Consider the following 21,660-nt stretch of genomic DNA (forward strand, 5'->3'; position numbering starts at 1 on the left):
TAAGACGATAAAAATATACATAAAAAACAGTTTCGTCATAGCGGAACTGTTTTTTATGTATAAAGTTTTTATCTTGGTCTACAAGAAGTGTATTTAGATTCTATTGGTCGTGAGATTTTCTGCAATACTCTAAAAGAAGCGAAGTAATTCTTTTTAAAATGTTTCATAAATAATTTCGCCCGTTATAGAGGTATCATAGTCTCCCAAAGAATCAATTTCTTTCCGAAATTGGCTGGAGGATAGAATATTCTTCACTGTGTTAATCAGCAGTTCCGTACTATCATTTTTAATCATTACAAGATCATAGCGTTCTGTAATTAATGGTATAAAATCAATTCCAACAATTTTGGCGGCTTTTTCAATGCCCACTCCTATATCTGCCATTCCAGTAGAGATAGCGGAAGCGACGCTTAGATGGTTAGTTTCTTCCTGATCGTATCCTATGATCTCACCTGAAGGAATTTCGTTAATTCTTAGCTGCTCATCAAGTAATATCCGAGCTCCCGAACCTTTTTCTCTATTAATAATTCTTATATCTTTTCTCCTTAAATCAGTCCATGAAGTAAGGTTTAAGGGATTTCCCTTTTTTACATAAAAACCTGCTCTTCTAGATAAAAGATTGAGTAGAATATATGGGCGGCTTACTAAAATTTTCTTGACATAAGGGACATTGTATTCTCCTGTATATCCATCAAACATATGTAAACTAACAATATCCATTTTCCCATTATACATGGATATAAGACTATTTAAACTTCCTGTATAGGAACGCAATGCATGATAGGGGGAATTTCTTTCAATATATCTTCCAAGTATGTCAAGAACCATATCTTGTCCACTAATTACTATGCTAAAAGGATCTTTTGTTTCCCTTTTCGGTTCGAATGGTTGAGCCATAGTGCTTTGGTTGTTCTTTTGTCTGTTAATATACGTATTCAAATCATTAGCATCTATTCTCATTTGTCTTCCCACTCGGAATACAGGAAGTTCTCCTTTTTTTACAAGGTCGTAAAGGGTTAATTTGGATACTTTTAAAAGTTGAGACACTTCTTCAATGGTATAGGAAAATTCTTTTGACATTTACATCCCTCCATTTTGTATTTTAACTTAATAATTCTCCCAAAGTACATTTATATAGAGAAAAATATAAGAATTTTTTCATTTTCGATATAATAAGTAATTATAATTAGTTATAATCAATTATAACTAATTATAAAAAAGGGGGATTTGAAATGAAAAAAATTTATCAAGCGTTATCTTGTATGCTAATACTATTGCTTTTTATTTCTGGATGTTCAACTAATGAACAAACAGAGACAGCGGATAACAATCAAGACACGAGTAAAGAGAAGGTGGAGTTGACCGTTTCTGCTGCTGCTAGTTTGCAAGATGCGTTGTCGGATATTAAAACAGAGTTTGAAAAGGAAAATCCAACTATAAAACTTAATTATAATTTTGGGGCATCAGGTGCACTCCAACAACAAATTTCTCAAGGGGCTCCTGTAGATATCTTCTTCTCAGCAGCCGAGGATAAATTTCAGAATTTAGTGGATGAGGGACTTATTGAAGAGAGTAATGGGATTGATTTAGTCGGAAATGACTTAGTATTGGTAATACCGAAAGATTCAACTAAGGGGATCGAAAGTTTTGAAGATTTACCAAAAGCAACTAAAATAGCACTTGGAACACCAGAATCCGTACCAGCAGGACAATATGGTAAGGACACATTAGAAAATTTAGGCCTCTGGAGTACACTAGAGGAAAAAGTTGTTTATGCAAAGGATGTTCGCCAAGTTCTTACATATGTGGAGACGACTAATGTTGACGCCGGTATTGTTTATAAAACAGATGCTTTAACTTCTGAAAAAGTGCAAATTATTGCTACAGCAGAAGATGATTCACATGATCCGATTATCTATCCAGTTGGGATCATAAAAAATAGTTCCCATCTTGGAGAAGCCGAACTATTCTATAATTATCTACAAAGCGATAAAGCAATAAAGGTTTTAGAAGAGTACGGATTTAAGGATCTTAAGTAATAAAAAATGGCAAGTAACTTTTGGTCACCTGTTAAATTATCCATTGAGATTGCATCTATCTCCACTATATTAGTAATTGTTTTGGGGTTGTTTTTTGGTAAAGTTATGGCTAATAGAAAATTTAAAGGGAAGGTTCTCGTTGATACAATATTTTTATTACCATTAGTGTTACCTCCCACAGTTGTCGGATTTTTGCTGCTTATGATTTTTGGTCGGAACAGTCCAGTTGGCCATTTAATGGAATGGATTTTTAACCAACCTGTTTTATTCACTTGGTGGGCTGCACTGATCGCCTCAACAATTGTTGCTTTTCCACTTATGTATCAATCTGCTCGGACCGGTTTTGAGGCTGTAGATAGTGATATTGAAAATGCTGCACGTGTAGATGGAGCAAATGCATTTAGAGTATTATGGTACATCACTTTGCCTCTTGCACTTAAATCGATTGTTTCAGGAGCAATTTTGAGTTTTGCCAGAGCATTAGGCGAATTTGGGGCAACTTTAATGTTTGCAGGAAATATTCCTGGCAAAACGCAAACCATTCCAACAGCTATTTATGTTGCGATCGATTCAGGCAATATGGATATGGCTTGGTTATGGGTTGCAAGCATTATCGTAATTTCATTCTTTATGTTGGTATGCGTATATTTTATTAGGTCTTGAAGGAATGAATAAGTAATTATTATAGTTACTGGAAGATAATTTTAAAAATTAAATAGTGATCTCCTTTAAAATGTTTTCGGACCAATTCAAATGATGAATTGGTCCTTTTCGTTATGTTGTAAAAACAAATGGAAGAAAAATCCTTCTCAAAATGTACACATTTTAATGATTGTCTTCTGTGTTAACATCATAATAATAGTGTTAATGTTTATTTAGTGTTTGTATAGTTAGTAAAGTACATAAGTGTAGATTAATTTGGGTATTCTAAAAGAGAATCATGAATATAAATGGAGTTAGAATTTAATAAATTCCAGAAAGTTTATATAGATTATGATACAGCTTTATTATGCTCATTATTTCACTTACTAAAAGAGGGAAATTAATTGTTTAATCTATGAGCAGCCTGAACACACCTAGACTCCCTATGGGATTAGCAAAACAGGTGAGATCGCTCGCTTCATGGAAAGCGAAGTGTTTTCAGACTGCGGGTTAATACCCACAAACTTTATGAAAACATCCTAATAAAAACTAGGTAGTGTCAAAACTTCTATGAAAAAGTAACCTGAAGTCTTTTTCTTCTTTCCTTTTTGAAGTGGAGAGGCTCGCAATCGCTCTTGACAAACACACCAATGGTTTGAATTCAGGTTATCAAGGGCGAAGGGGACAAAAGAAGGCATGCCAAATAAGCCCTTGATTTTTTCCATTTTAAACCATTGGCAAGTTCGGTTTGTCAAGAGTTCGCTCCGCCGATTGCTGGTTCAGGGCTCAGCTAAACAAAAGCTAGGTTGTTTGTTCTATAATCCAATCTTGAGCTAATCCAATTAGCTTAGTCCATCTTGCTGGCATATTGGGAAGCTGAAGTAACTCTGGATGAATCACAGGTACTTTTCCTTCTAAGGCTGAATGAGGCCGTAGAAAGTTAAAGTATGCGACAAACAAAGTGACGAAAGAAACAGATCCATGATCAGATCCAAACCCATGAGTCGAGCGATAATTTCCTTTAAACGTTCGATTGAGTCGTTCAATAATTTGCTTGAGTGGTCGGTATTCTGTTGATACTGGATCTTCGTTGGTTAATCCAATGACTTGCTTCACATCAAACGAAATATCATGTTGGGCAAAGAAATGTTGGGCTAATAGGTAAATCGGATTGCCATCTACAATAAACGTGAGGTTTTTAGGGATTTCCTTCATCTTTAGAAGAACCTCATCGATAGCCAGAATGGCTGACTGAGTATCTCGATTAGGAGAAACAGGATAAGACAGAATAATCTTTTTTACGGCATCAAAAAAGAAGAATAAATAATGCCAGCGACCTTTCACTCGAATGTAGGTCTCGTCTCCACAGAATTGATCAGAAAGCTCATAAGGATAATGGTCCACATAAGGTTTAAGCATCAGTGCTACGCTATTTTCGTAATTCAAAATGCTTTGGTGGGAGATGGATACACCATGTACATCCTTCATGAGTGCAGCTGTTTTACGGGCTGACAACCCATAGTTCACATGGTAGGTCAAAATCAGTCCCAATGTATGTGGCGACACATATAGTCTTGATAAATCCAACTTTGGTTTCTGAGGTGAACGCTTCGATAAGGGTTGGTAATCGATACGAAACTGACGGAAAATATAACGCATTTTAAATGCCTGTGGATCCTTTTTAAACTGTTTTTTCTCTTTTGAAGATAGTCCATTTTGTTTCTTTTGGTAATAAGAACAGTCGTTGTTTTTACACTTGAATACATCGAAATCTTTTCTCTCTTTGACCTTTTCAAGCGTTTTAGCACAGTGAGGACATTTTAAAATTGCCTCTTTTGAATAATGATTTTTTTGGTTAAACAAACATGTACACACCTTGCATTGATACTGTCCCTTGTCTCCGTTATTTGCATAAAGAAAATCAGATGGAGCACCACACTTTGGACATTTTATGCTGGAAGGAACAGTTGTTTTTGAATTTGAGTGTCTTCGAACAGGTTTAAGGGGTTTCCCATTTTTCTCCTGATACTCATTCAAAAGAAGTTTATAATCAAACTTTTGTAGGGTTTCGATGATTGGGAGGTCGTCTACCTGTAGTTTTCGATAAGGCTTATTTACAGGTTTTTCTACAGGTTTATCAAACATACTTTTCCCAATCAAAAGAGTTAATAATGTTCGAATAACCTGATCTTGGTACTTAATAAAAGTAAGTAAATAGGTTATAATTTGAGGGTACAATTTGTCACTTCCTATTCTAGGTTGTTGGGTGTGTGGTAACCTCAATTATCCTTAGAATTCAGGGGGTGGCAATTTTTTTGCTCAAAAAGCCCTCTATTATAGGATATAATAGCCTATTTCTATATAAAGTTTTGACAATACGAAAAACTAAAGAGGAGGGAAAACATGGATTTTGATACGGTCACGATTAGTAGATTGATTACCGCAATGACCCTAATTTTTCACATAGTCTTTGCAACATTAGGGGTCGGAGTACCATTGTTTATTTCATTAGCTGAATTTATCGGCATTAGAAAAAGAGACAAACACTATGAATTATTAGCGAAAAGATGGTCTAGGGGGTTTGTTATTACTGTTGCAATTGGAGTAGTAACTGGGACAGCAATTGCTCTGCAGCTATCTTTAGTATGGCCAAACTTTATGCAACTGGCAGGTAATGTGATTGCTTTACCATTATTTATGGAAGTTTTTGCGTTTTTCTTTGAGGCTATTTTCTTAGGCATTTATTTATATACATGGGATCGTTTCAAAAGTAAATATACGCACTGGTTATTGACATTGCCAGTTGTGATTGGGGCGGGTATGTCAGCAGTCTTTATTACTACTGTAAACTCGTTTATGAATTCACCAAATGGTTTTAAGATGGTCGGTGGAGAATTTGTAGCGGTCAATCCGTTAGAAGCAATGTTAAATCCATCATCACCAACGAGAATTTTTCATGTGTTAGGTGGTTCGTATTTAACAGTTGCTGCTATTTTAGCAACGATTGCTGCGATTGCGCTATTAAGAAACAAAGGGGCTCGTGAATATCATCAGAAAGCACTAAAGATGACGGTTATCGCTATGTTTATATTCTCAGTGATAACTGCATTAGCAGGTGATGTCTCGGCAAAATATTTAGCAAAACATCAGACAGAAAAGTTAGCTGCGGCAGAATGGCTTTTTGAATCAGAAGAGAATGCTGATCTCCTTCTTTTTGGATGGTTGAATGAAGAGAATGAAGTCGTTGGAGCGATTAGAGTACCAGGATTTTTAAGCTTTTTAGCACACGGTGACTTTACGAGTGAGGTAACTGGTTTGGAAGCCACACCAGAAGAGGAAAGACCACCATTAATCATCCACTATTTATTTGATTCTATGGTATCCATTGGTTTCTTCCTATTAGGTATTTCCTTTTTGTATATTGTGTTAAACAGGTTTAAACGCTGGAACGAACACAGTAGATTTATGCTTTGGCTAATCGCCATTAGTGGTCCCCTTGCAATGTTAGCTGTGGAACTTGGGTGGGTTTTTGCAGAATTAGGAAGACAGCCTTGGATCGTAAGAGGTTACATGACTGTTGATGAGGCAGCAACTACCTCACCATATATTTTGCATATGTTTTTCTTATTTTTAGCACTGTATATTGTACTCGGGACATTATTTACGATAACTTTACGAAAATTATTTAAAGATAATCCAGCAGAACTTGAGTTGGAGAAACATTACCCTGAATGGAAAGAGGGGGTTAAAAAATGAGTTATGAAGTAATCGGAATTACGGTGTTATGGTTGTTTTTATACGGATATCTAATTGTCGCATCTATTGATTTTGGTGCAGGATTTTTTGCTTACTATGCAAAGATTACAAAGCAAGACCATATCATTAATCAAATTATTTCGCGCTATTTATCGCCTGTTTGGGAAGTAACGAATGTATTTTTAGTCTTCTTTTTTGTGGGAATCGTCGGTTTTTTTCCGTCTTCAGCCTATTATTATGGATCAGCATTACTTGTACCTGCAAGTTTTGCCATTATCTTGTTAGCAATTCGAGGGTCCTTTTACGCTTTTGAAAATTATGGTTCAAAACAAAGTAATATCTATATGTTTCTATATGGAGCCACAGGGCTATTCATTCCTGCATCGTTATCGGTCGCCTTAACGATTTCAGAAGGGGGCTTTATTTCTGAACAAAATGGTCATGTTTCTTTAAAGTTTTTTGAGTTATTTACTAGTCCATTAGCATGGAGTATTGTTGCGTTAGCTATTGTTTCTGTTTTATTTATTAGTGCAAGTTTCATTACCTATTATGCATCAAGAGCAAAAGATATTGCAGCACTACAGTTGGTACGAAAATGGGCATTATTCTGGGCAACGCCAACCATTATTATGGCGTTAACAACTATGATTGCTTTAAGTGAGAGAAATCGGGTTAACTACGAAAATATGTTGGATTTATGGTGGATATTTGGTCTATCGATGGGGTTTTTCTTAATTGGTATTAGTCTATTATATATTGGCAGAAATTATGGTACGGCCTTTATTGCAATTATGCTGCAATTCTTTTTTGCCTTTTTCGGATACGGAATGGCTAAGTACCCCTATTTGCTCTATCCATACATCAATATAGAAGATAGTGTTACAAATCCATCCATGGCGCTGGCGCTTATAATTGCTTTTATTGGGGGACTTTTATTATTAGTTCCTTCCCTAATCTTATTGATGCGCTTATTTTTATTTGATGCAGATTATGCCAAAGGAAAAAAATGATGAATACGCTAAATTCTAAATTAGAGGGCGGAATCGTTCATGCAAAATTTAAAGAAAACGGTTTGGATGCATAAGAAAAAGATTTATTATTTACTTGGATTAACCTTGATACTGGGTATCGCAATTGTTGCACAGGCTTATGTGATGACAAGCATTGTCGATGGTGTGTTTCTAAAAAACCAGACGTTTTCAGCAGTTATCCCGTGGCTGCTAATGTTACTTGCGATTTTATTTGTAAGGTCCAGTACGGATTATGTAAGTAAGCGGATTGGTGTTACGATTGCGAGCGATGTAAAGTCTGATACACGTAAGACTTTATTAAAAAAATATGTTGCTAATTCTGTCCAATTAGCTGAAAAAGGTCAGACGGGGAAAAAAGTAAGTATGCTGCTTGATGGTGTAGATGAAATGGACAGTTTTTATAGTCAGTTTATCCCACAGGTTATGCAGAGTACATTTGTGCCAATTTTAATGCTTATCGTTATCCTTACACAGCATGTGAATTCAGGCATTATTTTAATGGTCTCTGCTCCATTTATTCCAATTTATATGATAGTGATTGGTATTAAAACACAAAAAAAATCAGAGGAGAAGTTGGAGAAACTAGCTTCTTTTTCTGGTAAGTTTTTAGAAACCTTACAAGGGCTTGTAACATTAAAGCTATTTGCACAAACAAATCGGCAAAAAGAAGCATTAGAAAAAAGTAGTTTAAGCTTTCGCGATACTACGCTAGAAATATTGAAAATAGCCTTTACACAATCTTTTGCACTTGAACTTATATCAATGTTAAGTATTGGAATTGTAGCTTTAGAACTTGCTATTCAATTAATTATATATGAAAGTATTTCTTTTTTTACTGCATTTCTGATTTTAATATTGGTTCCGGAATTTTATACTTCATTAAAAGAACTTGGAGTAACGTTTCATAATGGTAGAAGCAGCATGGGAGCAGCGAAAAAAGTATTGGAAGTGTTTGATGAAGAAGATGAACCTACTTTATGGGGAAAACAAACTTTTCCAGAGTGGAAAGAGCCACCAACTATTCAGCTTGATCAAGTGAATTTTACTTATTCAAATACAAATTTTCGATTGCAAACTGTGACAGCGACTTTCTTACCTAAGCAACAAATTGCTATTGTAGGCGCTAGTGGTGCAGGAAAGACAACCTTACTTCATTTAATAGCAGGTATGATTACTCCTGACAAGGGCTCGGTTTACATTAATCAAGAAGATCTCATCAAATATACAGAATCTGCTTGGTTGGGACAAATTTCTTATATATCACAAAACCCTTATATTTTTTCTGGAACGATAGGTGAAAATATTGCGATGGGTACTACAGAAGAGGTTGGCTTAGAAGCAATTAAGGGAGCAGTGAAATTAGCGGGACTTGCATCACTGATTGAAACATTAGAACAAGGCTTTGATACTAGAATTGGCGAAGCAGGAAGAGGACTTTCCAGTGGAGAGAAGCAAAGAGTATCTATTGCACGTGCTTTTCTAAAAAAACCACATATTGTATTGTTGGATGAACCAACGCGTGGACTTGATTTAGCTACTGAAAAAATCTTACAGCAATCGATTCAGAAATTAAATGAAACAGCAACGGTGATTACTGTAGCACATCGTTTACATACGATAAAAAATGCTGATCAAATTCTTTTTTTAGAAAATGGACAGCTACAAGCTGTTGGAACACACGAGTCATTATTAGAAAATTCACCGGCATATAAGGAGTTAGTAATGATCCAAAAAGGGAGGGGAAAATAGTGAGTGCACTGCAGAAAATAATAAAATTGATGTTAATGGAGAAAAAAGATATTAACATTGCTGTCATATGCGGTTTTATTGCTGGAATTAGCAGTGTCGGTTTATTTGCTGCGAGCGGTTATCTAATATCTAAGTCTGCATTAATTCCTCCCTTTTATACATTAATTATATTGACTTCAACAGTTAAGTTACTTGGTCTTGTTAAAGCAGGAGCAAAGTATGGAGAGCGACTTTATTCCCATCGCGCAACATTTACAATTCTAAGTAATTTACGAATAGCTTTCTATGAAAAATTAACGCCACTTGTTCCCCAAATTTTTCATAAGTATAGAAGTGGGGATTTATTGGCTCGTGTTGTTGGAGACGTAGAAAGCCTGCAAAATTTCTTCTTAAGGGTGTTTTATCCTCCGTTAGTTCTTTTGCTTGTTTTTGTCAGTACCATCTTTTTTGTTTGCTTTTATTCACTCGCAATTGCTGTGATTCTCTTACTTGGATTTTTTTTAACCACTATTATCATTCCGGCCTTATTTTCCTTAAAGCAAGTTAAGATTAAGGGGAAAGTGAGGCAGGAGCGTGGTAATCTATCAACACATATTACAGAGGTAATGTATGGATTTCGTGAATTAAAGCTGTTTCATCAATTACCAAGTAAACAACAACAGCTTCTAAGTCATTCTGAATCGTATATTAACCAACAAAAAGTAGAAAATTTAAATAAAGTATCTAGTCAATCGTTTAATGGTTTTATGACTTTTGTAACAAGTTGGCTTGTCATAGGAGTTGGAGCCTATTTCGTTGCAAATGGGATGCTTGAGGGGATATTCTTGGCGATGCTTGTCATGATTTCTTTAACTGTCTTTGAGTCTGCTGCACCGATGGCTGTTTTTCCTATTTATATGCAAGAAAGCAGAGATGCATCAACACGGTTATATGAAGTAGTTGAAGACTCGAGTTTCGTTAAAGATAGTAGGGAGATTCCTATAAATAAATTACCTAGCCTTGCACCGTCATTACAGTTTACAGATGTTCAATTCACTTATATGGGGGATTGGCGTAAAACGATTCCAAAATTATCATTCGTGATACCAGCCGGGTCAAAGACAGCGATTGTCGGTGCTAGTGGCTCCGGAAAATCCACCTTGCTTCAGCTAATCTTAAAGTTACAATATGTAGATGATGGAAAGATTTATTGGGGAGATTTTGACACGTCGACTGTATCTAGTGAGGCAATCTGGGAACAAACGCGAGTTGTTTTACAGGAAAATTATTATTTTTACGGCACTATTCGTGAAAATCTTCAATTAGCTGAATCACAACTTAGTGACACGCAAATGGAAGCAGCATTAGCAAAAGTGAAGCTAGAACATTTTTCACTAGATCATCGCGTGTTAGAAAAAGGAGAAAATCTTTCAGGCGGTGAAAAACAACGGTTGGCTATTGCAAGAGCATTTTTGAAAAAAGGGCATCTATGGTTATTAGATGAGCCAACCTCATCGCTCGATTCACAGACAGAACAAAGTGTTTATCAGGAAATTTTTAAATACGCTGAACAGGATACATTTATTTTAGTTAGCCATCGCTTAAATGGTTTAGAGCATATGGATCAAATTATTGTAATGGACCATGGAGAAATTGTTGAGTGTGGTTCTTATAACGATTTAATGAATAAACAAGAATATTTTTATAAAATGAAGGTTTTAGAAGAAAGTTTGCTTTAAGAACGAATTCAAAAAATCCTTAGTTGCTTCCTATTCTGGTTAAATTAACAAGCAGCTTTCATTAGGAATAAAATACAATCAGCTATCCGGTATGTCGATATTAAAGAAAATATTCTCTCTTTTAATAGACGCTGTATGCTTTACAAACCCTAGCCATTTGCCTAGGGTTTTATTTTAAACACATGATTTGATTCGTCTCGATTTTCTTTCTCAATATTGCACCGAATCCAATAATAATATAGTATTGGATTCGGTAATATGGTTCGTCAACTTAAACCATTAAACCGAATTTGGAGGTATTAAATGAATGAATAAGCAGGATCAACTAGCTATTATCAAAGAAGATTTTGTTAATTGTCAGCAAGTACTATTGGCGATTGGGGATGAAACACGGCAATCTATCTTGTTAGTTTTAATGGGAACGGATTGTCAAACAGGCTTACGTGTCGGTGAAATTACGGAGCAAACACATCTTTCTCGTCCTGCTGTGTCACATCATCTTAAAATTTTGCGAGATGCTGGTATTATTTTAATGCGTAAAGAAGGAACAAAAAACTTTTATTATATTAATGTACGGACGAAATTAAGTTTATTAAAAACGCTTGTGTTGGATATTGAAAAGTTAATGAAGGACTTTTATTGAAATTATAAATAGAAATATACATTATTTGGAGGTATAGATTATGAAAGCAATGGTTATAGATCGGTATGGGAAAGTCCCAATGCAATTGACAGAAATGCCCACACCTGAAATGGGTGAATATGAGGTACTCGCAGAAATTCATGCTGCTAGTTTTAATCCTATTGATTTTAAAATACGGGATGGGAAAGTGAAATTGTTAGTTAAGTATAAAATGCCGCTTATCCTAGGTAATGACTTTTCTGGTATTGTGGCAAAGGTTGGCTCAAAAGTGACGCGTTTTAAAGTTGGTGACGCAATATATGGACGTCCACGTAAGAGTAAGATTGGTACTTTCGCAGAATATATTGCTATTCATGAAAATGATATAGCTTTAAAACCTAAAAATTTGAGTTTTGAAGAAGCTGCATCAATCCCTCTGGTTGGCTTAACATCTTATCAAGCGTTACACGACATCATGCAATTAAAAAAAGGACAAAAGATTTTGATTCAAGCTGGAGCTGGTGGAGTTGGAACCTTTGCCATTCAACTGGCAAAATTAATGGGTGCCACTGTTGCAACAACTGCTAGTGAAGCTGGTACGAATTTAGTAAAATCTCTTGGTGCAGATGAAATTATTAATTATAAAACAGAAAAATTTGAAGAGATACTGAGAGATTATGATGCCGTATTTGATACACTTGGGGGCAAGATACTCGAAAAATCATTCGATATTATTAAAGGCGGAGGAAAAATTGTTTCCGTTTCGGGAGTGCCGAATGCTCGTTTTGGTAAAGAATATGGTTCAGGATTTATTAAAACATTATTGTTTTCAGCAGCAAGTCATAAACTTACGGCACTTGAAAAAAAACATAATGTTTCATATACGTTTTTGTTTATGAAGCCAAGTGGAGAACAATTACAAATCATTGCAAACTTTATAGAGACTGGTAAAATCAAACCTGTAATTGATAGAGTATTCTCTTTTAAAGATGCTCAAAAGGCGATGGAATATGCGGAGTCTGGCAGGGCAAAAGGGAAAATTATTTTAAAAGTCAGATAGTTATCAAACGAAGCGAAAAAAGTTTTAGCTTACCTATTTCTCATGATTTTCTATGACTTATCCCAATTTAAATAGATAATAAATTTTCACCAGAGTTTCTCCTGTTACTCTGGTTTTTTGTTAAATCTCAACAATCATCTTGTGATAGCTTCATTTAAACTATTTTTCTGGAAGGCTTTCGTTGATCTAATACATAAGGACTAGTATTCTTTCTTAATTTAGGAATAACATTTATTTTTTGGGGAATTTACGGGGGTTTCGTTGAATAAAACTATAAAATAAGAACTTTTCAATAAAGACTTTTTCATACTATATTTTAGGGGTGACAAAATGCCAAGAGTAAGTTACAAAAGTTCAGATGTTGACTTAATGGCAAGGATGATGAGAGCAGAAGCCGAAGGTGAAGGACCGCAAGGAATGTTATACGTTGGAAATGTAATTGTTAATCGCCTTAAAGCGGATTGTACAGATTTTGTAGATTTAAGAACCATTTCACAAGTCATTTTTCAAGTACAAGGAGGAAATTATTCTTTTGAAGCGGTTCAAAAAGGGAATGTGTTTTATCAAAGAGCCAGAGCTGCTGAAAAGAAATTAGCAAAACAAAATTTAGATTATTGGCGAGAGCACCCAGGGAAATATGCTCTTTGGTATTTTAATCCATATGCTCCGTGCCCTCCAACATGGTATGACCAACCTTTTGCAGGTCAATATAAAGATCACTGTTTTTATGAACCAAAAGCTGGAACATGTGAAAGTGTTTATATTGGAGGTTAAGCTTCCTTTTCTAATTGTTATTTAAGTTTCTTTTACTATAAAGGTTGGCTAGTGCAAGAAGACCTTCAAAATCCTTCCACACACCATCAAACTAAGTAAGCAATCATTAAACAAAATATTTGGTTCTCTATTCTTATTAAAATTATTGCGTTAGTAATGATATTCCCGGGATGTTAACTCTTTGAATGGCAGTATTAAGCGATACAGGAGCAGCTTTAATCGTTATTTTAAATGGATTACGATTAATTCAAATGAAAGGTTAAAAAAGAGATGTCCATTTAAAACGGCATCTCTTTTATTTATGTTTCTTGTTCTTCTTAATGTAAATATAAAATTAAGTTAATTCTGTTCGGTCATCTGCCTCTGGTAATTGCTCCATCCATCCTTTTTTAATCATTAGTTTACCGAACAACGAAATTGTTTTTAAATCTCTTAAAATGGCTGCGTCGCAATGTCCTAGTATGTCTATTCTCATGCTTGTTATCATGGCAGTTGTATAATACGTTGCTGCTAAATGAAATAGAAAACCTATATGAAAGGTCATTAGTCTTTCTGAGAAAGGTGCAACTACAGAATTTGTTGTTTCTCCATCTAGTAAGTTTGGAGAGTGAAGATTTTCTTTTTCAAATAAAGAAGTGAAAATACTGATGTTCTTATGAATTGTTTGTGAGCACTGCTCCATAAACTTAAGAATTTCTTTATCTTGAATAACTTGTTTAAACCCATTAAGTAGTGTTTTCGTTACAATGCTCTTCTTTAAATTAAAATAAATATTTCCTGCCTCCATAGTATTCAAAGGCCTTTTGTCTCCAAATGAGTCCATTATATAGGTTAGTTGGGTAGGAGACTTTCCAGTTTGTTTTGTAGAAAAATAAGGAGATCGTTGATAGATTCCTTTATCTAATAGAACTTCAATTGATTTATTATAAAGATCCATTGTATCAATATTGCATTGATAAAAATGGTTTCGGACATCTTTTCTGGCGGAATTACTAAAAGAAAGAGTGTATCCGGATAGACCATGCAAGGTCATATCATGTATGTAAATTAACCAAAAGTTATCTGTAAATAGAGCCGGAGCATTTAAATGAACATCATTTTCTGTAAATCCATTTGGAAGGTCTATATTTTCAGACTTAAAAAAGTCTTTAACCATTTCTAAATGTTTATGAGAGAGATTTAAAGTAAATTTAAAAAGAGAAAGAATCTCTGGATCTTTAGCTGTTGCTAAAACATGTTTACTAATGCAAGTCGACATGGTATTTTGAATATATTGCGTCCACAATCCTGTAATTTCTGAAGAAGTTAATCTTTGCTTATTATTCATAGATGGACCTCCAATTTATTAAACTGATGATAGTATGCCCTAAATATCTTTTTGCTATTAATTTTTGTAAGGAGATGAAGGGAGCTTATAGATTGAAATAAAGGAAAGAACGGAGAGAATCTAAAATTTCTTTTTTTGCTAAAAGCAACAAATATTATTCCACGAATGTGGAGTCATGCCACAGCTGTCCTTTACCTCTATAAAAGCTACTTTTTTAGGCAATAAATGTCGTACGAAACGTCTTTCATTTTCTTAAAATAGATAACGAAAGGAGGAAATGTATGGATTGGCTTGATCGAATGAACAATGTTTTAGACTACATAGAAGAGAATTTAGAAGAAGAAATAGACTACAAACAATTAGCGAAGATTGCTTATTGTTCGGAATTTCATTTTTCAAGAATGTTTGCATCTATATCAGGAATTTCTTTATCCGAATATATTAGACGCAGACGCTTAACTCTTGCTGCGTTTGAGTTGCAAAAAAGCGATAAGCGAATTTTAGAGATTGCGAATATGTATGGGTATGAATCAGCTGATGCTTTTTCTCGCGCTTTTAAAAAATTACATGGAATAAAACCTTCGGAATGCCGCCAGCAAGGAACACAACTGAAGGCCTTTCCTAAAATCTCCTTTCAGTTATCCATAAAAGGAGATACGGAAATGGAATATAGAATCGAAAATTTAGACTTTGAATTAAGAATCATTGGGAAGAGTAATTCGGTTAAAACAAGTCGAGCGTTTAAAACAATTCCAACGATTTGGAGTAAGGCGAAAAAAGATGGATTTATGCAGGAATTGATTGATCTGTCATGGGAAAATCCAAAGTGTTCGCTGGAAGGGATCTTGGGTGTGTGTGGGAAAGAAGCGGCCATAATGGATGAAGCATTTAATTATTTTACGGGTGTTCGGTATGATGGCGATGCAAGGGAAGGAATGGAAACATTAATTATTCCACCAGCAACATGGGCTGTTTTTCCAAATATTGTAGAAGCCTGGAAACGATTATATGCCGAGTGGGTTCCTACATCTGGTTATGAACTTGCCAATCTACCATGCATGGAATGTTACTATGGGCCAGGACACAAACCACGGCATGAATTATGGGTGCCAATCATTTCTAAATAAGACTTTTATAAATGTTGGTTTGAATAACAAAAAGCCTTCTTTTTTCATAGAGAGGGCTGTTTGTTAGGAAAGTGTTATCACTGCATTAGTACCAATTAAATTTGTTGAGAAGATTGTTAACAGTCTTTCGGAAGAAGCAACAGCAAGTCAAATTGTCTATTTTGGCTGTCTTTATGTATTATTTCAAGTTATAAATTATTGTTTTCAAGCAATCTCCCGAAGTATGGCAGACTATGTACAATACAATGTTGGAAATAATCTACAGCTAAAACTTTTTCGAAAATTGATGTATGCAGATCTATTGGCATTAGAGAAAAAGAATGTATTTGAAACATCCAATATTTTAATGGAAGATTGTACCTATGTTAATAATGAATTAATGAAGCCTGTTATCCAATCTGTTTTTGCCTTTACTTCTTTTTGTACTGCTTTGATTTACATGCTTACAATTAACATTCAGCTTACGTTTATAATGGTTCCATTAGGTATCATAACAGCTTTTGCTTCTCATGCAATTCAAAAAAGAACAGATATCAATATTACCAACCAAAGAAAAGGATCGCATCAATTGTGGAAAGTTTTTCTGGAAGGGATTTCTGGTATCAAAACCATTCGAGTTTTTCAATATAAAGAACATTATACAACGAAAGTACAGGAGCGTAATAACAAATTAAAGAAGATTAATATAAAGCAAAGCTACATTGAAAATATTTCAGAAAATCTTATTGGTTTATTGTTCATGCTATCAATTGGAACAATCCTTATCGTATCTGCATTTATGGTACACCAACAACAGGTCTCAATTGGTAGTATGCTTGCGATTTTATTATATAACCATATGCTGACAGACCCTTTTTTAGAAATTGTTGAGATTCGCAATAAAACAACAAAACTTCGCATTTCCCTTGACCGTATATACAGTATTTTTTCCCTTAAAGAAGATAGTCTCCTAAATGCTGTGGCTGAATCAATTGACACAATGGAAGTTTCGGGACTATCTTTTGCTTATGAAAATAAAAATATTATTGATAATCTGAGCTTTACTGTCACGAAACCAGCTAACATATGTATTATGGGACCTAGCGGATGTGGTAAGTCCACCTTAGCGAAGATTTTATCCAAGTTGTATGATACAGGGGAAAATAGCGTGGAATTTTATAAAGGTGGTCAATCAATCGCGAAGCCTCATGTCTCCTATTTAATGCAGGATGCCTATCTATTTGATTTATCAATCGAGGAAAATATCAAATTAGCCAATCCTAACATAACAAGAAAACAATTCAATGAATTGATATCATTAAGTTGTCTTGAAAATGTTTTAGAACGGCATCAGGATATCCCAATTGGTATGAATGGTAGCAGACTTTCTGGAGGAGAAAGAAAGAGAGTTCTTATTGCCCAAACGCTAGCTAAACCAAACTCTGATATCCTTCTTTTTGATGAGTTGTCTAGCTCATTGGATATAAGCACCGCAGAGAAAATCTTTCGGAATTTGGCTGATTTACGAATGAATAAAATATGCATTTTCATTGAGCATTCAGATGCATATTTACATTATATGAACATTATATTTCATTACAAAGACGGTAATTTTCATAAAATTGACAATGGAACTATGTGTTTAGAAAAATCTTAAGAATTATGAAGTCGTTCCTTTTATATAGAAGATAAATTAATAATCTAAACGAACAGTAGCAAGTTTACATTCGCTTTTACGAAGTTTTATACTTAGCGACAAAAGGATATAAGAAAGATAGTAAAATGGAATAAAAGGCAATCAGTTCTCTCCTGATTGCCTAATAGCCGCTTTGCTAATCAAGCCCATTATTAATTTCACCAATAAAAACGTTCCTGCGATTGAAAGAAAACTATGTGCGGATGTCCAAGATTTTTAATATTTAATTAAATTTGTTTTTCTTTCGATCCAGTGTTCAGCAAATGTAGAGGGAACGCTAAACAATAAGGTCTTCATCAATGTCCCTGCAATGCTTGAATTTTTCGTTACTTGATTGTAGTAGATACAAGTTACAGGGAAAAGCAGATAGCTAAATAGTACACTAACATCAAATGTTTTTAACAATTTTACTGGATAGGTTAGATATCCTTTTTTTACTAAAAGATTATCTAAAATAGAGGCTATATAACTTTTCAGTAAGAAAATAATCAGCCAATCTTTTAATGGAGGTTTTCGAAGTAGATGAAAGAAAGAACCAATTCCTATCACACATAAAATTCTTAAGAACATTTTTTCATGTTTTTGTCTCTTCATCGTAATTCTTCATTCTCCTTTGTTTTAATTTTAGTTTAACCAAAGTAGAATTTTTCATCGTGAATTTTTAATGGGGAATAAGTTGAAGTATATGGTAAGACTATGATAGCGATAAACTTTAAATAAACCCTGCTCATAGAACAGGGCTTTGGTTAATCCTTAAAATCTCCCTTAAGAATAGAGTACATATATAAATCATCAAATTTTCCGCATGTATATTCATAATGTCTTAATAAACCTTCACGTAAGAAACCGTGTTTTTCCACTAATTTTTGTGAAGATATATTTAATGGCTCGATTAATGCTTCGATTCTTTCTAAGTTAAGATGCTGGAATCCATAAGCAAGCACAGCTTCTAACGCCTCGCCGGCGATGCCTTGGCCCCAATACTTTCTGCTTAATTCGTAGCCTATTTCGGATTTATAATGCTTTGGCTGCCTATTTAGAAAACCGCAGCTACCGATCACGGTATCCTCATTTTTTAATGTAATGCACCATCTTATTCCAGTGCCTTTTTCCCAGATTGATTTGTACCAATCTATTTCCTCTAAGACATCCTCAACAGACTTGTATGGTTCAAGCCCCATATGTTGAACAACTTCTTGATCAGATAAGTATGTAAACATATCTTTAGCGTCTTCAGAAGTTACGTTTCTTAAGCGTAAACGCTCTGTTTCGATAATTGGGAATGTATGCTTCATTGACAATGCTCCTTAATAGTAAATACAATAGACTTTAGTACATACTTCAACAAACGAACGGATAAATCCTTTTTTTCTATATTTTCATGATAGAAGGAAGCGTCTGTAAGAATAACATGCAAGAATTTTGGAGGAGGAAGGGATACAATGGATTTGGAAACCGTTATGCAAGAACTCGAAGCACTTGGAAAGGAAAGGCTGAAAAAGATGTATATGAACAATGGTGCTAAGGAGCCAGTTTTTGGTGTAGCAACTGGGGCGATGAAGCCGATTGCTAGAAAAATAAAGAAAAATCAGCCTTTAGCTGAAGAGTTATATGCAACGGGTAACTATGATGCCATGTATTTTGCTGGTGTCATTTGTGATCCTCCAATTATGACAGAGGAAGATTTTGAGCGATGGATAGATGCTGCTTATTTTTATATGCTGTCCGATTTCGTGGTGGCAGTATCTTTAGCAGAAACAAATTTTGCCCAAGCTGTTGCTGATAGATGGATTGAGAGCGGGGAAGAACTACGAATGTCAGCTGGGTGGAGTTGTTATTGCTGGCTTTTAGGAAATCGACAGGACGCTGAATTTAGTGAAAGTAAGCTTGCGAGTATGCTCGATCAAGTGAAAAATACAATTCACCAATCTCCAGATACGGTGAAATCGGCGATGAATAACTTTATTGCTACTGTGGCTATTTCCTTTGTGCCCCTTCATGAGAAAGCAGTCGAAACTGCTAAAGATGTAGGATTAGTGGAAATTAAGAAGGGCAAGAAAAAAAGCACTGTTTCTAATGTTTCGGAAAGAATTCAAAAGGAAGTAGATAGAGGCATGCTTGGCTTTAAACGTAAATATGTAAGATGTTAAACCTAATCAAACTTTCCAAGTAGAATAGCGAAACAAAGGCCAAATTCCCCTATAGTCAAAAAGGGAAATTTGGCCTTTTGTTTTATTGTCATTCTTTAAAGCCTTTCCTAAACCAGAAAGCAAACTTTTTAACAAGATATAAAACAATTAGATCAATACTGACAGCAAACCACCAATGCCAGTCAATATCATGCACAAGATCACTGCTTCTCTCTATTAAAAACATATAAAGATGCATACCGTTACTGAAAATTAGGTAATGAATCCATACTCTTATCCAATTCTTCTTTTCCGGATAATAAAGAATGAAAAAAACAGCAAAGGTCGGCAAAACTAAATAATAGAGGGAGAAACTCATTTTTGTTGCCTGCTCAAATTCTCGGTATGGAAAGCTTACTAACTTCATATTTACTTGGATAAGTTGAAATATCCATGCTGTAGCATGAGCAAATAAAAAGATAATTTGAAAATACCGTTTTTTCTCTTTTGGAATAAATTTAATGAGTAAAAACAAACAGACAATCCATGAAAGAAGTAAAATAACTAGTTCCTTATTCATTTATATTTCCGTTCCTTTTAGCTCTTTTTTAAATCAATTATAATAGGTATGGTTAATAAATAATGTGACCATTACGGATATTAGTGTATAAGAGCCGTGCCAACTTTGATAGACCACGAGTTCTGTATGTCTCTCTATGATAACTTCCAGACAAGTGAAGAATCCAGCAAAGAGGAAGTAATAAAAGAATGTACCGATTTTCCTGAATTTTTTAGGGAAGTATAAACTAAAAATAATCGCTGTTACGGGAAAAAGAAAAAATTCAAACGTAAAACTAGAACGATTAAATTCGTTTGCAAAGGAGAAAAGCTGAATTGGATAGTCAATCATTTTCCATTCAACTGCAAGTAATCCAGCAGGCCAAGTGATAATCTGCAGGGATAAAAATAATACCCACGCTTCTCTAGCTTTTTTTCTCGGAACAAACAAGAAAATAGCAAGAATGCTTATTGCAATAATTCCGACTAAAATCCATCTTTCCATATTCATGGTAACTTCACCTGCTCAAATAGATAGTTAATCATAGTATTACCATTAGGAAAGAAAGTATCCGAAAAGTGAAGTCCTAGTTTATTAAGTTATATTGATTTTTCTATTTTTTGGATAAAACGATAATATGTAATAACTAAATATAATAAAAAAGGATTAAGTAAAGCGGAATACCACCATTTCCACCAACCATAATGGAAGTAGCCCCAAGGTTCTGGGAAAAGGGCAATGAATTCATAGAGTAAGAAAGCAAAATTCCATAGGCAGATGGCAATTATTTTCTTTGTAATAGATTTCTTGAATGGAAAGCAATTGAGAAAGAGTATATTAACTGGAGGTACTAAAAATAAAGCATACAATAAAACATGCCACTCTATTGCTATCGTAAAATACCAATATGCATGAAGCTTAAAATCAATTATTATATCAAATAATAGTTGAAACGCTATGGAAAAAATATAGATATGTAGAATTTGATTTTTGTTTAAATGTTTATTTAATCGGAAAGCACAGTAGTTAAAAACAAATATTGAAATTATTAAGCCAACCACATTGATCATTTCTCCTATCATTGCATAATATTTCCTTTATTTTACTAAATTATACCTGAAATTTAAATAGTAATTTCTTACATTTAGAGTCATTTATAAAGATGCAAAATGATTCTTAAAAAGTATTTTTTTAATGTGTTTATATTTGTAACGATTTTAGTTGTCTATAGAGGAATGGGAAGAGTTAGTTGCTAAACATAAATGCTAGATTGCGATTTTGGGATTCTTATATACAATGGGTTGCCCTTTTAACGAAGAAAGTTGGAGCGGTGGAGATTAGAAGAGGGGATTCGATGATAAAACAGCAAACATATTTACTGCTTGCTGTCTTTATCATAATGTTTCCAAACATAACCATTAAACTTTAGATTTTGTATTTGTTAATAGGGAT

Annotated in this window: 21 protein-coding genes and 1 pseudogene; 14 read left to right on the top strand and 8 right to left on the bottom strand. The window is 34.4% G+C overall.

Going from position 1 to position 21,660, the window contains the following annotated elements:
- Positions 1-153: 153 nt before the first annotated feature.
- Complete coding sequence (locus NKG37_RS17330) at positions 154-1,080, bottom strand: substrate-binding domain-containing protein (RefSeq protein WP_169188417.1); 927 nt, start codon at positions 1,078-1,080, stop codon at positions 154-156.
- A 152-nt stretch (positions 1,081-1,232) separates the two neighbouring features.
- Here NKG37_RS17330 and modA point away from each other — a divergent pair, with 152 nt between their 5' ends.
- Entirely contained in the window at positions 1,233-2,039 is an 807-nt protein-coding gene (modA, locus tag NKG37_RS17335; RefSeq protein WP_016204699.1) for a molybdate ABC transporter substrate-binding protein, read from the top strand.
- Positions 2,040-2,045: 6 nt separating this feature from the next.
- On the top strand, positions 2,046-2,702 hold the full coding sequence (gene modB, locus NKG37_RS17340; RefSeq protein ID WP_016204698.1) for a molybdate ABC transporter permease subunit: 657 nt from the start codon (positions 2,046-2,048) through the stop codon (positions 2,700-2,702).
- A gap of 780 nt (positions 2,703-3,482) precedes the next feature.
- Here modB and NKG37_RS17345 read toward each other — a convergent pair.
- The gene (locus NKG37_RS17345; protein ID WP_016205479.1) at positions 3,483-4,919 is read right to left on the bottom strand and encodes a DDE-type integrase/transposase/recombinase; all 1,437 of its coding nucleotides are present in this window, start codon (positions 4,917-4,919) and stop codon (positions 3,483-3,485) included.
- 165 nt (positions 4,920-5,084) lie between these two features.
- On the opposite strand from NKG37_RS17345, the gene NKG37_RS17350 reads away from it, so the two are divergent.
- The 8 genes and pseudogenes from NKG37_RS17350 to NKG37_RS17385 form a co-directional block, all read left to right on the top strand.
- Positions 5,085-6,437, top strand: coding sequence for a cytochrome ubiquinol oxidase subunit I (locus tag NKG37_RS17350; RefSeq protein WP_016204697.1), 1,353 nt, complete (start codon positions 5,085-5,087; stop codon positions 6,435-6,437).
- Positions 6,434-7,447: a cytochrome d ubiquinol oxidase subunit II gene (locus NKG37_RS17355; RefSeq protein WP_016204696.1), complete on the top strand. Its 1,014-nt coding sequence runs from the start codon at positions 6,434-6,436 to the stop codon at positions 7,445-7,447. The genes NKG37_RS17350 and NKG37_RS17355 overlap by 4 nt, the downstream gene beginning before the upstream one ends.
- 39 nt (positions 7,448-7,486) lie before the next feature.
- Complete coding sequence (gene cydD / locus NKG37_RS17360) at positions 7,487-9,217, top strand: thiol reductant ABC exporter subunit CydD (RefSeq protein WP_254415005.1); 1,731 nt, start codon at positions 7,487-7,489, stop codon at positions 9,215-9,217.
- Positions 9,217-10,935 (top strand): thiol reductant ABC exporter subunit CydC, encoded by a 1,719-nt coding sequence (gene cydC, locus NKG37_RS17365; protein WP_016204694.1) that lies wholly within the window; start codon positions 9,217-9,219, stop codon positions 10,933-10,935. Before cydD ends, cydC begins: the two co-directional genes overlap by 1 nt.
- Before the next feature lie 307 nt (positions 10,936-11,242).
- The gene (locus NKG37_RS17370; RefSeq protein WP_016204693.1) at positions 11,243-11,578 is read left to right on the top strand and encodes an ArsR/SmtB family transcription factor; all 336 of its coding nucleotides are present in this window, start codon (positions 11,243-11,245) and stop codon (positions 11,576-11,578) included.
- A 40-nt stretch (positions 11,579-11,618) separates the two neighbouring features.
- The gene (locus tag NKG37_RS17375; protein WP_254415006.1) at positions 11,619-12,617 is read left to right on the top strand and encodes an NADP-dependent oxidoreductase; all 999 of its coding nucleotides are present in this window, start codon (positions 11,619-11,621) and stop codon (positions 12,615-12,617) included.
- Between the two features lie 330 nt (positions 12,618-12,947).
- The gene (locus NKG37_RS17380; RefSeq protein WP_016204691.1) at positions 12,948-13,391 is read left to right on the top strand and encodes a cell wall hydrolase; all 444 of its coding nucleotides are present in this window, start codon (positions 12,948-12,950) and stop codon (positions 13,389-13,391) included.
- A gap of 48 nt (positions 13,392-13,439) precedes the next feature.
- Positions 13,440-13,654 (top strand): annotated as a pseudogene (locus NKG37_RS17385) (hypothetical protein); the annotation flags it as partial.
- Between the two features lie 71 nt (positions 13,655-13,725).
- Here the strand turns inward: NKG37_RS17385 and NKG37_RS17390 are convergent.
- Complete coding sequence (locus NKG37_RS17390; protein WP_016204690.1) at positions 13,726-14,718, bottom strand: DUF3231 family protein; 993 nt, start codon at positions 14,716-14,718, stop codon at positions 13,726-13,728.
- Between the two features lie 281 nt (positions 14,719-14,999).
- On the opposite strand from NKG37_RS17390, the gene NKG37_RS17395 reads away from it, so the two are divergent.
- Both NKG37_RS17395 and NKG37_RS17400 read left to right on the top strand, forming a co-directional pair.
- Positions 15,000-15,845, top strand: a complete 846-nt coding sequence (locus tag NKG37_RS17395) for an AraC family transcriptional regulator (protein ID WP_016204689.1) — start codon at positions 15,000-15,002, stop codon at positions 15,843-15,845.
- A gap of 151 nt (positions 15,846-15,996) precedes the next feature.
- Positions 15,997-17,481: an ABC transporter transmembrane domain-containing protein gene (locus NKG37_RS17400; RefSeq protein ID WP_254416414.1), complete on the top strand. Its 1,485-nt coding sequence runs from the start codon at positions 15,997-15,999 to the stop codon at positions 17,479-17,481.
- Between the two features lie 255 nt (positions 17,482-17,736).
- On the opposite strand, the gene NKG37_RS17405 is transcribed toward NKG37_RS17400, so the two are convergent.
- Positions 17,737-18,114 carry a CBO0543 family protein gene (locus NKG37_RS17405; protein ID WP_224428245.1) on the bottom strand — a complete coding sequence of 126 codons (378 nt, stop codon included), beginning with the start codon at positions 18,112-18,114 and terminating at the stop codon, positions 17,737-17,739.
- A 152-nt stretch (positions 18,115-18,266) separates the two neighbouring features.
- On the bottom strand, positions 18,267-18,815 hold the full coding sequence (locus NKG37_RS17410) for a GNAT family N-acetyltransferase (RefSeq protein WP_016204685.1): 549 nt from the start codon (positions 18,813-18,815) through the stop codon (positions 18,267-18,269).
- Positions 18,816-18,962: 147 nt separating this feature from the next.
- Here NKG37_RS17410 and NKG37_RS17415 point away from each other — a divergent pair, with 147 nt between their 5' ends.
- Entirely contained in the window at positions 18,963-19,670 is a 708-nt protein-coding gene (locus tag NKG37_RS17415; protein WP_016204684.1) for a DNA alkylation repair protein, read from the top strand.
- 88 nt (positions 19,671-19,758) lie between these two features.
- On the opposite strand, the gene NKG37_RS17420 is transcribed toward NKG37_RS17415, so the two are convergent.
- The 3 genes from NKG37_RS17420 to NKG37_RS17430 form a co-directional block, all read right to left on the bottom strand.
- Positions 19,759-20,229: a CBO0543 family protein gene (locus NKG37_RS17420; RefSeq protein WP_016204683.1), complete on the bottom strand. Its 471-nt coding sequence runs from the start codon at positions 20,227-20,229 to the stop codon at positions 19,759-19,761.
- Between the two features lie 33 nt (positions 20,230-20,262).
- The gene (locus tag NKG37_RS17425) at positions 20,263-20,718 is read right to left on the bottom strand and encodes a CBO0543 family protein (protein ID WP_254415007.1); all 456 of its coding nucleotides are present in this window, start codon (positions 20,716-20,718) and stop codon (positions 20,263-20,265) included.
- Positions 20,719-20,807: 89 nt separating this feature from the next.
- Positions 20,808-21,290 carry a hypothetical protein gene (locus NKG37_RS17430; protein ID WP_016204681.1) on the bottom strand — a complete coding sequence of 161 codons (483 nt, stop codon included), beginning with the start codon at positions 21,288-21,290 and terminating at the stop codon, positions 20,808-20,810.
- Between the two features lie 167 nt (positions 21,291-21,457).
- Between NKG37_RS17430 and NKG37_RS17435 the strand changes: the two genes are divergently transcribed.
- Positions 21,458-21,637, top strand: a complete 180-nt coding sequence (locus NKG37_RS17435) for a hypothetical protein (protein ID WP_040344164.1) — start codon at positions 21,458-21,460, stop codon at positions 21,635-21,637.
- Positions 21,638-21,660 lie beyond the last annotated feature (23 nt).

This window comes from Niallia sp. RD1, from assembly GCF_024219955.1.
Classification (GTDB): Bacteria; Bacillota; Bacilli; order Bacillales; family Cytobacillaceae; genus Niallia; species Niallia alba.

Excerpts from the sequence above, each read along its gene's own strand:
- NKG37_RS17330 (WP_169188417.1), bottom strand. The coding sequence starts at position 1,080 with ATGTCAAAAGAATTTTCCTATACCATTGAAGAAGTGTCTCAACTTTTA.
- modA (WP_016204699.1), top strand. The coding sequence starts at position 1,233 with ATGAAAAAAATTTATCAAGCGTTATCTTGTATGCTAATACTATTGCTT.
- modB (WP_016204698.1), top strand. The coding sequence starts at position 2,046 with ATGGCAAGTAACTTTTGGTCACCTGTTAAATTATCCATTGAGATTGCA.
- NKG37_RS17350 (WP_016204697.1), top strand. The coding sequence starts at position 5,085 with ATGGATTTTGATACGGTCACGATTAGTAGATTGATTACCGCAATGACC.
- NKG37_RS17355 (WP_016204696.1), top strand. The coding sequence starts at position 6,434 with ATGAGTTATGAAGTAATCGGAATTACGGTGTTATGGTTGTTTTTATAC.
- cydD (WP_254415005.1), top strand. The coding sequence starts at position 7,487 with ATGCAAAATTTAAAGAAAACGGTTTGGATGCATAAGAAAAAGATTTAT.
- NKG37_RS17370 (WP_016204693.1), top strand. The coding sequence starts at position 11,243 with ATGAATAAGCAGGATCAACTAGCTATTATCAAAGAAGATTTTGTTAAT.
- NKG37_RS17375 (WP_254415006.1), top strand. The coding sequence starts at position 11,619 with ATGAAAGCAATGGTTATAGATCGGTATGGGAAAGTCCCAATGCAATTG.
- NKG37_RS17380 (WP_016204691.1), top strand. The coding sequence starts at position 12,948 with ATGCCAAGAGTAAGTTACAAAAGTTCAGATGTTGACTTAATGGCAAGG.
- NKG37_RS17390 (WP_016204690.1), bottom strand. The coding sequence starts at position 14,718 with ATGAATAATAAGCAAAGATTAACTTCTTCAGAAATTACAGGATTGTGG.
- NKG37_RS17395 (WP_016204689.1), top strand. The coding sequence starts at position 15,000 with ATGGATTGGCTTGATCGAATGAACAATGTTTTAGACTACATAGAAGAG.
- NKG37_RS17405 (WP_224428245.1), bottom strand. The coding sequence starts at position 18,114 with ATGAAGAGACAAAAACATGAAAAAATGTTCTTAAGAATTTTATGTGTG.
- NKG37_RS17410 (WP_016204685.1), bottom strand. The coding sequence starts at position 18,815 with ATGAAGCATACATTCCCAATTATCGAAACAGAGCGTTTACGCTTAAGA.
- NKG37_RS17415 (WP_016204684.1), top strand. The coding sequence starts at position 18,963 with ATGGATTTGGAAACCGTTATGCAAGAACTCGAAGCACTTGGAAAGGAA.
- NKG37_RS17420 (WP_016204683.1), bottom strand. The coding sequence starts at position 20,229 with ATGAATAAGGAACTAGTTATTTTACTTCTTTCATGGATTGTCTGTTTG.
- NKG37_RS17425 (WP_254415007.1), bottom strand. The coding sequence starts at position 20,718 with ATGAATATGGAAAGATGGATTTTAGTCGGAATTATTGCAATAAGCATT.
- NKG37_RS17430 (WP_016204681.1), bottom strand. The coding sequence starts at position 21,290 with ATGATAGGAGAAATGATCAATGTGGTTGGCTTAATAATTTCAATATTT.